The following is a 13119-nucleotide window of genomic DNA, read 5'->3' as shown; positions in this document are numbered from 1 at the left end:
TCTTAAAAGTCAACAGGTAATTTCGATATTTTTAAAACTTATCTCTTAAACCAACTTACCATCAAATTCATCACTTAAAGCAACCAATCTAATCACAAGTAACTGTTTTTCAACAAGTTTCCATCTGCATCACCGCCGATGGATGTGCATTATAGACCATCTCATCCCCTTTGCAATACCTTTTTTAATATTAGCGCAACAACAGTTCGCTTTTTAATCAAAAATGATAAAAATAGTCATTTTTTATACAAACATGGTTGTAAAAGCATCAATTTATCTAAAATTTTCTCGTCTTGATTCTTTTCTTGCCATCTAAGTGGGCGACAATCAATATATTCACAGTACCCACCCTCTCCTTGCAAACACTGTTCATTCCAGCTTAATTGATATTGAAAGCTTCCCACATATCCAGCCGCCAAACCAAACTTATAGTCACCTCGGCTTTGTGCATAAAGTTCAAAAATTATTTTTCCATTTTTCTCACATTGCCAAGAAAACTCCCTAGGCAAGTACATCTCTTTACCATTCGGTGTTTTAACCTTTGGATAAACTCGGTGGATATGTAAATTTACGTCTTCTGTAAAACTTTCAACAGGCTTCCCAAATTCTTGAATATCTAATCTTGAACATAGGATGATATTCCACTGATTTCTTATTTGTAAGAATGTAAGCTGAGTAGTTTCATTTAAGTTAATAATTTGGCACGTATAGAAACATAAAGATAAGAACGGCAAGTGCAAAGCTCGCGCGTGTTTAAATCGCCCCAACCCTTCAATTTGATATTTCTGTCCTTTATAAAAAATTTCCCCTTCACATACACATAGTGTTGACCAATAGTCAGAAACACCCCACTGCAAAGCAGAGGCATTAGATATATTTTCTGGAATCTGAATCGTAAGATCACACCCCATTTCTGGGTCTAATCTCTGAAGGCGAATCACGGGAATTTGCCATTGAATCAGATCGGTTTTATCAAATTGATATAGCGTCGAATCAAACTGGCATTGGCGTCGAATAGAATATGTTTTTAAATGTCCCACACTATGTTGGCTATTACTTACAAGCACTGTTGCAGTGTCGATAGCTGAAGTTGTAATGCTGTGGCTGTTATAACACAGAGGAATACGTGGCTGTCCCACTAAACTAATATAATTAAAATAACGAAGTGGGGTTGGTAAATTTGGAAGGATCAAGCCTTGATAAACAATTTTAAAAAAGCCACGAGAAGGTTGATAAACAACCCCCTCTTTAGCATTAGGGCCCAGCTGCTGTAATTGATTAATTTCACTTATCAACTTAGGCATACTGAACCTCTTCTATTTTATGTTTTTAGTGTTTCATTACTCTTGCGTGCAAATAAAGTCGTAACAAAACCAGATAGAGCATAGATAATTGAAACTGTCAAAATGCCCATTGGAATATTATAAGTGATTGCCGCAAAAATCAGTACTACTGGCAACATAACTACAAAAGGAACGCGTTTACGATCCATCTGTTTGAAAGAATAATATTTAATATTGGAAATCATGAGTAATCCCACAATTACCATAAGAACAGCATTAATAGTTTGAATCGCAATATCACGTAAATCAAAAATGAAAGGATAATCGCGAGCAACCCAGACGAGTGAAATAATGATAATAGCAGCGAGTGGACTTGCAATGCCGATAAAATAACGCTTATCAACAACGCCAATTTGCACATTAAAACGCGCTAGTCGGAAGGCTGCGCAGGCTGTATAAACAAAACAACAAGCTAAACCAATACGGCCTAAATCATGCAAACTCCAGCTATACATCAGCATTGCTGGAGCCACACCAAAAGCTAACAAGTCTGAGAGAGAATCATATTGTTCGCCAAAAGCACTTTGTGCACCAATCGCTCGAGCAACTCGACCATCTAAGCCATCTAATAGCGCTGCAATAAAAATGGCATAGATCGCTTGGTTAAAATCCCCATTCATACTTGCAATGATGGAATAGAAACCGGACAACAGAGCAGCGGTTGTAATTAAGTTAGGCCAAAGATAAATACCTCGGCGCTTCACTTTTTGTCCTTCCGGATTATCTTCTTCTTCAACCACTTCAAATGTAATCCCATCAAATGAATGTTCATTATGAGTTAAATCTTGCTCTGGTTTAGGCGCATTTGTCATTATTTTCTATTCCAAACATGTGCATTGATTTAAGTTAACTGTTACTCACCTACCAACCAGCGAACAGCAGCATGACCACCGGTTTCTTGCATGCGAAGATGCGGGAATAACCACTGTAGTGCTTGGTCTGCTTGTTCAGAGAACTGCCAAGGTGGGTTAATCACTAATAGACCACAACCATTTAGACCTACAGGTGTGTCATCTGGCCATACACAAATTTCACAAACTAACTGACGGCGGATGCCCGTTTTAAACATTTTCTTTTCAAAACGCTCAATCATCGCTCGGTCTTTGATTGGATACCAAACTGCAAAAACGCCTGTTGGCCATTTTTTATAAGCTTGTTGTAAAAGTTCAACTAATTGCGGAAAGTCTTTACGTTCTAATTCGTAAGGAGGGTCGATCATAACCAGACCGCGCTTTTCTTTTGGCGGAATTACGCCAAGCAAGCCCTCATATGCATCACGCTCATGTAAACCTGCACGTTTATCACGAATGTTATGACGTAATTGCTGAAATACATCGCGCTGCATTTCAAATATAGTCGCCTTGTCGATTTCACGCATGCCTTGCAGAGCGAACCAAGGAGAACCTGGATAGCTTCCCTTACCTTCTTCAGAACGCAATTGTTCGACTAACTTCAAATATTGTTGGATTGCTTCAGGTGCCTGACGCTTTTCCATTTCAGATAGTTGAACTAGACGATGAATGCCTGTGAGAAATTCTCCAGACTTTTGTGCAGGTGCCAGAGATAAATCATATTTGCCTGCCCCTCCATGCGTATCGATATAACGATAAGGTTTATCTTTAGCATTTAAACGGTTGAGAAGCTGTAGCAAAAGCACATGCTTCATAACATCTGCAAAGTTGCCCGCATGGAAATGGTGACGGTAATTCATGTTGACTTTAATTCCTCAATTCAACAAATAGTTTAACATGAAAAAAATATTCTTTCGTAAGGTTGTGATCATCTAAAATAGAGCTGCTTGATATTTTTACGATCTACTCGAGGTTATATGCGTTCTCACTCACTTCCTGATTCATGGAATTTGGATCAAATTTTAGATGATTTAAATGCGCATGGCTTTGCCATTATAAATCAAGCATATCCAGATCAATATCGCGCACAGGTTTCTCAAGAATGTAGCCATCATATGGATGAATTTAGAGAAGCAGGCATTCAAAACGGCGTTGTAAGCAATATTCGTAGCGACCATATTCTCTGGATTAATGATCAGCTCCCTATTGCTCAGCAACATATTGAAACCTTAACTTTATTTTCACAAAGTCTAAATCAAGCATTCTACTTAGGGATTAAAGAGGTTGAAGCTCATTTTGCTCGTTATAATTTGGGTGAATTTTATGCTTTACACCGAGACAATCCTCAACAAAAAAATGATCGTATTATCTCAACTGTCTATTATCTACATCCAGAATGGCAAGAGGATTGGGGTGGGCAATTGCGACTACAAGATAAAAACGAGAAATGGCATATTGTTAATCCCGAACCCAATCGACTGGTAATATTTCAAAGTGATTTACTACATGAAGTATTAACTTCAAAACAGCAAAGACTCTCTATTACAGCTTGGCTTCGTAGTGGAAATTCCATTTGGGTCTAAAGGTTACTCTTTAAATTTGGTAAATGAACCCGATATAAGAGCTATTGATTAAAAAAGGTGATGGCGTATGTCTATTGAAAGTAAAACAATTGTGAGCCGAATTGGTGAAACAGACCAACTTTATTTGACTGAAAATACGCCTGAGCTTGCTTTAGAGCGTGCCGAGTTACGCATGCAACTTGTAGTATTAAGTCGTGTTCGCCAAGAACAACTTCATTTCTTACAAGAAGCTATTGTCTTGCTTGAACAAGCTCGTATGGAATATGAAGAAATGCCATTGAGCTTATACCTTAATTTGTCTCTACACTTAGCCAAAGCCTATATGCTTTATTTTGAACTCAATAAAGAAAAACGTTTTGCGCTGATTACTCAACAAATTTTGAAGCCATTAGCACATCATGAACATGCAGATATCTATTTCTTTCTGGCATATGCGTCAGCAGCACGACAAGAGTCAGCATTAACCCGACATTGGTTAACTAAATATTTATCAACGTCTACATGTGATCTTGAATTGCTTCATGGCCAACCCGTATTTGACCTTGTACGTCATGAGCCATGGTATAAAGATAAATTAAAAGTAAAGACACATTAAACTCTTCATGTAATAAAGCCTGTTTTACATATTACTTGTAAAACAGGCTTTATTTTTTGAAATTATTTTTTCACACTGTCTTCATGCAGTTGTTCATTAAGCTCATCAATAACCACAATCCATTCATCATCTTTTTCCCAATGACTCTTCAAAAAATCGCTTTGGCCTTTTGACCAAAAAGACGCTTCATGTAATTTTTGCTCGGCTGGCAATTGATGTGTTTTGATAAAGTTTTCAATACTTGCTTCATCAGAATCTAAACCCAACTGATCAAATAAAAGCTCTAAAGTCGGTTGCTGTTCAAACATTGTTATTCTCCTATAACTTCTTTTAAATCATCTATTAACTAATCTAACAATAAAACGTTTTTACTTGCATGATAGTGTATATATTTTCTTGTTGCTTTTTGTGTTTGCTTTTTCAGTATTTAATAAAAAAGCACTCTAAAAGAGTGCTTTTTAACTCATCAAGCTGATGAATTATTTTACCATGTCAGCAATTGCTGCACGTTCTTCTTCAAGCTCGTTTAGAGTGAAGTTGATACGCTCACGGCTGAATTCATCGATTTCTAAACCTTGAACGATTTTGTATTCACCGTTTTCAGTTGTAACAGGGAAACCGAACATAACGCCTTCAGGAATACCATAAGAACCATCAGATGGAATACCCATAGTTACCCATTTGCCGTTTGTACCAAGCGCCCAGTCACGCATATGGTCAATTGCAGCGTTAGCAGCAGAAGCAGCCGAAGACAAACCACGCGCTTCGATGATCGCAGCACCACGTTTACCAACAGTTGGAAGGAATACGTCTTTGTTCCAAGCTGGATCGTTGATTTTGTCTTTTAAGCTTTCGCCATTTGCAGTTGCAAAACGGTAGTCAGCATACATTGTTGGAGAGTGGTTACCCCAAACTGTTAAGTTTTCGATATCAGCAACTGCAACACCAGCTTTTTGAGCAACTTGAGTCAACGCACGGTTGTGGTCAAGACGCAACATAGCTGTGAAGTTTTTCGCTGGAAGATCTGGAGCAGATTTCATTGCGATGTAAGCGTTAGTGTTTGCAGGGTTACCTACAACTAATACTTTAACGTTACGGCTAGCAACTTCGTTTAATGCTTGACCTTGGCCGATGAAAATTTCACCGTTAACTTTTAACAAGTCAGCACGTTCCATACCAGGACCACGTGGACGAGAACCTACCAATAATGCGTAGTCAGCATCTTTAAATGCAACTTTCGGATCATCAGTCCCGATCATGCCAGCCAATAAAGGGAAAGCACAGTCATCAAGTTCCATCATTACGCCTTTAAGCGCTTGTTGTGCTTTTTCAACTGGAACTTCAAGCAATTGTAAAATAACAGGTTGATCTTTACCTAGCATTTCACCGCTTGCGATACGGAATAATAAGCTGTAACCAATTTGACCTGCAGCGCCAGTCACGGCAACACGAACGGGTTGCTTCATGTAATTGTCTCCAATGAGTGTCCTTAATCGGGCTAAATAGGAATTCCATCTAACCAAATCATCATAAACGGCAAAGATTGTACTCTAAAGATTTGGCAGATGCATGTAAAAGCGACTCGTTTTCACCAAAAGTCTGATAGAAAATACAAATTAATCTTTACAAATAGATTCGATGTATGGTGAGCATTTCCTTACGAAATGTTCGTAATCTTTAATAACTACCTTTAATCATGATTTCACCAGGGCAATTCGATACCACATGATTTGCACACTGTTTATATTGGCCCTTTACCGTGTAACAAACTTTCACTTCCGTTAAGACCACATCCGAACGTGATAATTGACAACTAAAACGGATACCATTTTGAGGTAAGCTCGGATTAAGACGTACAAACTGCTGTCTTAACGCGGATTGCTGCATTTCAACATTTGTTGAACTTGTGAGACTAGCCGGAATTTTTAAACGTTCAGCAAAATTAATAACCGTACGGAAATATTGGCTTGCATTCATAGGAACGCATCCGCCTACACTTTTCCATAGCTGTACACGAGCATTATTATCAGGCATAACCCGAGCCACGACTTTAGCTTGCAATGGAGACAAGGTTGCAGAACTGTCTGTTGAGCAATTACTTTGGTTTGTTTCTGGCATGAGACCTGTAATTGTCAGTGAATATCCTTCAAGACATTTACGTTGTTTTTGTTTAGAGGGATCTAATGCACATGCGGCAGGTGTCATTTGCACATGCATAACATACCCCTGTAAATTAACAGGTTCGGCATGTAAAACGGAACTCATCAACCCTACTCCCGCACAGATGAGCCACCATGCAAGTTGCAAAATTGAACGAAGTTCCAAATATCTATATTTCATTTAATTAAAACTTGAATATGCCAATTAAAAGAAGATCCATCATCAACCACCTTAAAGTTAAGGCGACGTACGCATTGGAATGACTTTCATACGCTGCGATAACGACTGGGCCCCTTGACCCAATATTACGCCATAATGTGTTGCATTCGTCATAACGTGCTTGACGTAGTCTCTGGTTTCTAACAATGGAATTGTCTCAGTATATTGGTCAGCCGAAATTGATTGATAGTCCGGTTGCCAACGTCTAGCCCGATTAGGCCCCGCATTATAACCTGCTGTCGCCAAAACAGGGTTATTGCTTAATTGTCCCTGAATCATCGACAAATAAAATGTTCCATATCGAATATTGGTATTCATTTCATTTAATGCAGCCGGATTATAAGTTTCACCCATTTGACGTGCAATCAACTTCGCTGTATCAGGCATAATTTGCATAAGACCACCCGCCCCAACGTGAGAACGCGCAGAAGTTACAAACCGACTTTCTTGACGCATTAAACCATAAGCCCATGCAGGATCAATTCCTGCATTGTAACTATGACTTACGACATTAGTCTTATGAGGAGTCACATAGCGATAAGCATCATTGTGCTTATTTTTTGTACGATCTGCTGCATAAATTGCACGGTCATACCACCCCATGTCATGAGCACGCTTTGCCGCAGCTAAAAGTAAACCGTCATCATGCTGAAGATACGCTTGACGAACTGCCCAATTCCACTCTCGATTCGTATAAGTTGGATTTGCATTAATACGTCTTAAAGTAAAAGCACGATTAAAGTGAATATTCTGATCTAAACGTCTTAAATCACTTGCTGTCGGCTGATCATCATAAGGTTGGTGGTTATAACGCTCACCTAAGCGATCTTTTGCTAAAAGGTTATGATAGTCATCACCCGCCTGAGCCAGTTTTCTATAAATTTGTTGTGCTGTTGCTTTAGAAGCACTATCACCACGCTGCTCTGACGCACGAGCAAGCCAATATTGCCAACGGTCTTCTTGTTTTTGGGTTACCGTCATACTATCGATAGCGCGAATTAAACTTTCCCACGCCCCAAAACGAATCGCCTGACGCGCATAAATTTCAGCTTCTTCCGGACTTAATGGATAACCATAACTTGCATCAAAGTATTGAAGAACTTCACGATTAAAATTATTTTTCATTACCGTGGTGCCACCAATATAGGCTACCGTACGATATAAATATTTTTGAACATTTTGTGGCGTACCTTGGGCAACACGCTGTACATTTGAAAAAGCATTACTCAAATCATTATTAGCTAAACGCCCTAAAGCAAAAATTAAATAAGCATAATCTGCATCATTTGTCTTAGGCGCACTCCATAAGTAGTTAAGTGGGTTGGCCTGAATTTGGTTAAGCTGGGCCAAAGAAAGATTCAAGCCCAAAGTCTGTGCTGTCGCGAGTGCCTGTCCCGACAAACCTGCACGCAATTGTACCCATAGACGCTGTTGTTTATCTTGTGCGCTCATTAAAGGACTAGATAACATCATACGCCCTAAACCTAAGCAAGATTCCGGTTGTGATTCAGTTGCTAACCAAACATCTTTATATTCAGCAAAAACTAATGCATCACCGCTTTTCGCCCGCACTTGTGCTAAAGCACAATTTTCGGCTTGGTCAGGATTGGTAACATAAGATAAGACAGGTTGTGCAGATGCAAAGTCAGCTTGTTTAACTTTTTCTTCAACATAATCGGCTGCTAATTTTTCAGCCATTGCTGATTGTGGATAGCGTTGAGCAAAGCTTACGATAGAGGCAGTAGGTTGAAAGCCAAGGTTGGTATTGAGTTTCCAATACTCTGGATAATATCCCAATACATCATTTTGCATTGCAAGCTGATATTGGTCTAATAACGCAGTATTACCGCTATTTGCAGCATTTAGTGCATCATTAAACTGCTCTTCAGCAGCATAGGTAAATGAACAACCAAGTAAACACATAGCTCCTAACCAGCTACGATGCATATATTTATTTTTCATTACACGACTACGTATTGATGAGCTCTTTCTACTTGGTCTCATATATGTGCTAAACCCTGACTATTCACCTTCAACGCATAGTTTAATTATTCTTCGTGCTTTCTTTTGTTGTGTTATGTAACTCTATGATTCAACATCATTAAAATTCACCTAATTTACTTCACAAAAACCGCGTCATATTCTGAAAGTTTACTGTTATCGGTTCAGCTCAAATACTGCTATAATAGACGGTTTGACCCATTTTGGGCCAATTTATTTTTTTAGATCGATCTGTTAGGAGCCTGCATGACGGTTCAAACCTTCATTCCCAATGGTGCCAAAGCTGCCTCAGAAAACACTGTTACCCAGCCAACGCACACCACTGATGTTTCAATAAAAAAACTTTATATTGAAACTCAAGGGTGTCAGATGAATGAGTATGACAGTCACCGTATGGCAGACCTTTTAGGGGATTCTCACGGTTACGTTTTGACGACCAACCCTAATGAAGCAGACATTCTGCTCATGAATACGTGTTCTATTCGTGAAAAAGCGCAGGAAAAAGTATTTAGTGAATTAGGTCGTTGGCGCAAACTAAAAGACAAAAATCCTGATCTTGTGATTGGTGTCGGTGGATGTGTTGCATCTCAAGAGGGTGACAATATTCAAAAACGTGCGCCTTATGTAGACATGATTTTTGGTCCACAAACATTACACCGTTTACCGCAAATGCTTGATCAACATAATGCTCAAGTAGAAAAACCTAAAAAAGATAAAATCAAACTGGTTGATATTTCTTTCCCAGATATTGAAAAATTCGACTTCTTGCCCGAACCACGTGTAGAAGGCTTTAAAGCATTCGTTTCTATTATGGAAGGCTGCTCTAAATACTGTTCTTTCTGTGTAGTTCCCTACACACGCGGTGAAGAAGTTTCTCGTCCATTAGATGATGTACTTGCAGAAATTGCAGGTCTTGCGGAAAAAGGTGTCCGTGAAATTTCACTTCTGGGTCAGAATGTAAATGGATATCGCGGAGAAACCTTTGAAGGTGGTATCTGTACCTTCCCTGAATTGTTACGACTCGTTGCAGAAATTCCAGGTATTGGACGTTTACGTTATACAACATCGCACCCACTTGAGTTCTCTGACGAGCTAATTCAGTGTTATGAAGATTTACCTCAAATGGTGTCGCATTTACACTTGCCTGTTCAAAGTGGATCTAATGATGTTTTACAGGCAATGAAACGAAATCATACGATTGATGTTTATATCGACAAGATTGCCAAATTAAGAAAAATACGTCCTGATATGCACTTATCGAGTGACTTTATTATTGGTTTCCCTGGTGAAACTGATGAAAACTTCGCCGAAACACTTCAATTTATCAAAGACTTAGATTTTGATCACTCATATAGCTTTGTTTATTCAAAACGTCCGGGTACACCTGCATCAGACTTACCTGATACTACGCCTGAGCACGTTAAGAAAGAGCGTTTAGCTCAAGTTCAGAAAGTGATTAAACAGTCTAGCATTGAAAAAACTGATGCAATGCTTGGCAAAATTGAACGTGTTCTTATTGAAAAAGTTTCGGACCAAGACCCTAATATTTTACTAGGTACAGCCGATAATACACGTCTAGTCACTTTTGTAGGTGATGCTTCTTGGGTAGGTCGTTTTGCAGAGATCGAGATTACTGAAATTAAAACTTTAAATTTAGTTTACGGTGAGCTCTTGAATCTTGAGCCTGACGTGGCGTAATGTAGAGGTATTCTAAAGTCTACTGAAAGGTTTTCTCTTGACTGCAGCGATTCGACGTACCGTAACATTTCCTGAAATTTCAATGGAACGTTTAAAGAGCATCTTGGGTGCCTATAATGGGCACCTTAAGCAAATTGAACAGCGTTTAGATGTCAAAATTACTCATCGTGGAGATGTTTTTCATATCGATGGTGAGATAGATGCTGTTGGGAGAGCCGAAGCATTATTGCAACGACTCTACGAAGAGTCTGAGGTATCCCAACAAATCAGTGCGGATCTGTTGCATCTGTTAATTCAGTCTTCTCAAACTGAACGTAATTTCGAGTTAGTTGGAGAAGAAATGGATGAACATGATGCACCAATGGATGTCTATTTCCAAACTAGAAAAGGTCGTATTAACCCACGTGGTGCTAATCAAAAACGCTACGTACAGCGTATTTTGCAAAGCGATATTTCTTTTGGTGTTGGCCCTGCGGGTACAGGTAAAACCTATTTAGCAGTTGCCGCCGCAGTAGATATGCTCGAACGTAACGAAATTCAGCGTATTTTACTTGTACGTCCTGCTGTAGAAGCTGGAGAAAAGCTAGGTTTCTTACCGGGTGATTTAACTCAGAAAATCGACCCATACCTACGCCCTCTTTACGACGCTCTTTACGAAATGCTTGGCTTTGAAAAAGTTGCCAAGTTAATCGAGCGTCAAGTGATTGAAGTTGCACCTCTTGCCTATATGCGTGGTCGCACACTTAACCATTCATTTGTAATTTTGGATGAAGCTCAAAACACAACACCTGAACAAATGAAAATGTTCTTGACCCGTTTAGGTTTTGGTTCTCGTGCAGTGATTACAGGTGATATTACCCAAGTAGATTTACCTCGAGGCCAACAATCTGGTTTGGCACATGCACTACGTGTACTCGAGAACATTAAAGAAATTCATATTACCCGTTTCCATTCCCGTGACGTTGTACGTCATCAACTTGTCCAAAAAATTGTTGAAGCGTATGAAGGTTGGGATGGTGAACAACAGCGTCTTAATGCTGAAGCACGTGCTGAACGTAAAGCACGTCAAGAAGCATTAGTTGCTGAAAACGATACAGCAGCAGACTTGCAACATCAGGATGCTTAAGGATTCATTTTGAAAATCAGTTTAAGTTTACAACAAGACTTTCAATCACCTGAGTTAGAGCTCAAACGAGCTCAACTCAAAAAAATTATTGAGACAACTTTACACCACGTTGGTTATAAAGAAGATTGTGAAATTGGAGTTGCTTGCGTTGATCTGGATGAAAGCCAGCAACTCAATTTGCAATACCGAGAAAAAGATAAACCAACTAATGTTTTATCTTTCCCAAGTGATATTCCAGAAGAAGTTCTACCAATGCTAGATGCCTTACCACTAGGTGATTTAGTTATTTGTATTCCAGTGGTATTACAAGAAGCATTAGAACAGAAAAAAACTGCCCAAAATCATTTTGCACATCTATTAGTACATGGTGTTTTACATTTGCTTGGCTATGACCATGAAACTAGTGATGAAGATGCAGAAGAGATGGAAGGCTTAGAAATTGAAATTTTAGCAAAAATCAATATTGCTAACCCTTATCAGGAATAATGTGATCATTAGTAAAATGTGGATATCCTAAAAGTTATCCACATTTTTTAATTAGTGAACCTCAAATTCAGCTTCAGCTGGGTCAAAACGCCAAGTACGTACAATACGCAACTCCGAAATATCTTTCATATTGGCATCAAAATGCCCAAATGGTGCGCCGCGGCGTACTGAAGACTTCGCTGCTTCGTCTAGTATTGAATGCCCTGAACTTTCAAGCAGACGGATTGCACGAATTCCCCCTTGAGCATTCAAAATAACCATTAAACGCACTTCACCTCTTAGCTGTTGCTGTTTGGCTTCTTCAGGGTAATAGCGATTACCGTAAAGCTCTACTTTTTCACGAAATTTATCTAAATAAATAGCTGAAGCATCTTTCTTTGCTTGAATACCATCTACTGTTTTAATTTTTTGCTGACGGCTGAAATCTTGTTGGCGTTGCAAATATTGTGCTTCAAGGCTTGCAACCATGGCAGCTTTTGCTTGAAATTGACTTTGTAGTTGTTCTAGTTCTTTTTTTCTTTGGCTTGCATCCGCTTGTTTCTGCCAACTCAAAACCGTCATTAAAACTTTTTCTTCAAATTTAAGCTCTCTTTGTTGATGAATCTTTTGCAAACTTTCTAACTCAGTATCTCCAGTTGAAGCATCATTGAGCATCGGATTTGGAGTATCACTAGAAGTCCGATGAGCTTCACGAAATGCGCCCGAGCCTTGCTGATCTGCTTGTGCCAAAAAATCTGCCTGATGAACTGGCTCATTGCTTGGCCGAATTGAAATTGCAATTTCTTTAGTAGATTGCTCTGATGGGCTAGGCATGGCAAAGTGAATGAGCAACACAAAAATATGCAGTAAGATTGCCAATATTGTTGCAGCAATAAAGACTCGGTCTTGCCACCAATGATGAAAAGGCTCTATGGATAAACTTCTTTTGTTCAACATAATCTTAAAAGCATATAAATGCCTTTTCCCCACGGTTTAATACCGAATAAAATACAAACTAATATTCAAATATGGATAAAAGTGTGATTCACTTCAAATATAGGGTTTTATCCATTTTCAT

12 protein-coding genes and 1 pseudogene are annotated in these 13119 nt (G+C 39.0%); 5 read left to right on the top strand and 8 right to left on the bottom strand.

Annotated elements, in window-relative coordinates; all coding sequences use genetic code 11:
* Nucleotides 1-217: 217 nt before the first annotated feature.
* The 3 genes and pseudogenes from HMPREF0013_RS21085 to HMPREF0013_RS21075 form a co-directional block, all read right to left on the bottom strand.
* Nucleotides 218-1304: pseudogene (locus HMPREF0013_RS21085) on the bottom strand (DUF6670 family protein).
* Between the two features lie 17 nt (nt 1305-1321).
* Entirely contained in the window at nt 1322-2155 is an 834-nt protein-coding gene (gene pssA, locus HMPREF0013_RS21080) for a CDP-diacylglycerol--serine O-phosphatidyltransferase (RefSeq protein ID WP_002119541.1), read from the bottom strand.
* 41 nt (nt 2156-2196) lie between these two features.
* Nucleotides 2197-3054, bottom strand: a complete 858-nt coding sequence (locus HMPREF0013_RS21075) for a 23S rRNA (adenine(2030)-N(6))-methyltransferase RlmJ (RefSeq protein WP_002119552.1) — start codon at nt 3052-3054, stop codon at nt 2197-2199.
* A 117-nt stretch (nt 3055-3171) separates the two neighbouring features.
* Here HMPREF0013_RS21075 and HMPREF0013_RS21070 point away from each other — a divergent pair, with 117 nt between their 5' ends.
* Nucleotides 3172-3777 (top strand): 2OG-Fe(II) oxygenase, encoded by a 606-nt coding sequence (locus HMPREF0013_RS21070; protein WP_005804636.1) that lies wholly within the window; start codon nt 3172-3174, stop codon nt 3775-3777.
* A gap of 67 nt (nt 3778-3844) precedes the next feature.
* Nucleotides 3845-4372: a hypothetical protein gene (locus tag HMPREF0013_RS21065; protein ID WP_005804635.1), complete on the top strand. Its 528-nt coding sequence runs from the start codon at nt 3845-3847 to the stop codon at nt 4370-4372.
* Nucleotides 4373-4434: 62 nt separating this feature from the next.
* Here HMPREF0013_RS21065 and HMPREF0013_RS21060 read toward each other — a convergent pair whose 3' ends face one another.
* From HMPREF0013_RS21060 to HMPREF0013_RS21045, 4 genes are all read right to left on the bottom strand, one after another.
* Nucleotides 4435-4680 carry a DUF2789 family protein gene (locus tag HMPREF0013_RS21060; RefSeq protein WP_002119522.1) on the bottom strand — a complete coding sequence of 82 codons (246 nt, stop codon included), beginning with the start codon at nt 4678-4680 and terminating at the stop codon, nt 4435-4437.
* A gap of 171 nt (nt 4681-4851) precedes the next feature.
* Complete coding sequence (locus HMPREF0013_RS21055) at nt 4852-5838, bottom strand: malate dehydrogenase (RefSeq protein WP_002119517.1); 987 nt, start codon at nt 5836-5838, stop codon at nt 4852-4854.
* A gap of 211 nt (nt 5839-6049) precedes the next feature.
* Nucleotides 6050-6712 carry a ribonuclease T2 family protein gene (locus HMPREF0013_RS21050; protein WP_005804634.1) on the bottom strand — a complete coding sequence of 221 codons (663 nt, stop codon included), beginning with the start codon at nt 6710-6712 and terminating at the stop codon, nt 6050-6052.
* Between the two features lie 57 nt (nt 6713-6769).
* The gene (locus tag HMPREF0013_RS21045) at nt 6770-8713 is read right to left on the bottom strand and encodes a lytic transglycosylase domain-containing protein (RefSeq protein WP_005804633.1); all 1944 of its coding nucleotides are present in this window, start codon (nt 8711-8713) and stop codon (nt 6770-6772) included.
* Between the two features lie 285 nt (nt 8714-8998).
* On the opposite strand from HMPREF0013_RS21045, the gene miaB reads away from it, so the two are divergent.
* Genes miaB through ybeY form a run of 3 tightly spaced genes read left to right on the top strand, consistent with a single transcriptional unit; the run spans nt 8999 to nt 12062 of the window.
* Nucleotides 8999-10450 (top strand): tRNA (N6-isopentenyl adenosine(37)-C2)-methylthiotransferase MiaB, encoded by a 1452-nt coding sequence (gene miaB, locus HMPREF0013_RS21040; RefSeq protein ID WP_002119558.1) that lies wholly within the window; start codon nt 8999-9001, stop codon nt 10448-10450.
* 37 nt (nt 10451-10487) lie between these two features.
* Nucleotides 10488-11576: a PhoH family protein gene (locus HMPREF0013_RS21035; protein WP_002119513.1), complete on the top strand. Its 1089-nt coding sequence runs from the start codon at nt 10488-10490 to the stop codon at nt 11574-11576.
* A 9-nt stretch (nt 11577-11585) separates the two neighbouring features.
* The gene (gene ybeY, locus HMPREF0013_RS21030; RefSeq protein WP_005804632.1) at nt 11586-12062 is read left to right on the top strand and encodes an rRNA maturation RNase YbeY; all 477 of its coding nucleotides are present in this window, start codon (nt 11586-11588) and stop codon (nt 12060-12062) included.
* Between the two features lie 51 nt (nt 12063-12113).
* Here the strand turns inward: ybeY and HMPREF0013_RS21025 are convergent, their stop codons facing one another.
* The gene (locus tag HMPREF0013_RS21025; protein ID WP_005804631.1) at nt 12114-12998 is read right to left on the bottom strand and encodes an energy transducer TonB; all 885 of its coding nucleotides are present in this window, start codon (nt 12996-12998) and stop codon (nt 12114-12116) included.
* Nucleotides 12999-13119 lie beyond the last annotated feature (121 nt).

This window comes from Acinetobacter sp. SH024, assembly GCF_000163635.1.
Lineage (GTDB): Bacteria > Pseudomonadota > Gammaproteobacteria > Pseudomonadales > Moraxellaceae > Acinetobacter > Acinetobacter pittii.
Note: the sequence above shows the minus strand (reverse complement) of the source record. Positions and strands in the feature narration are given on the sequence as shown.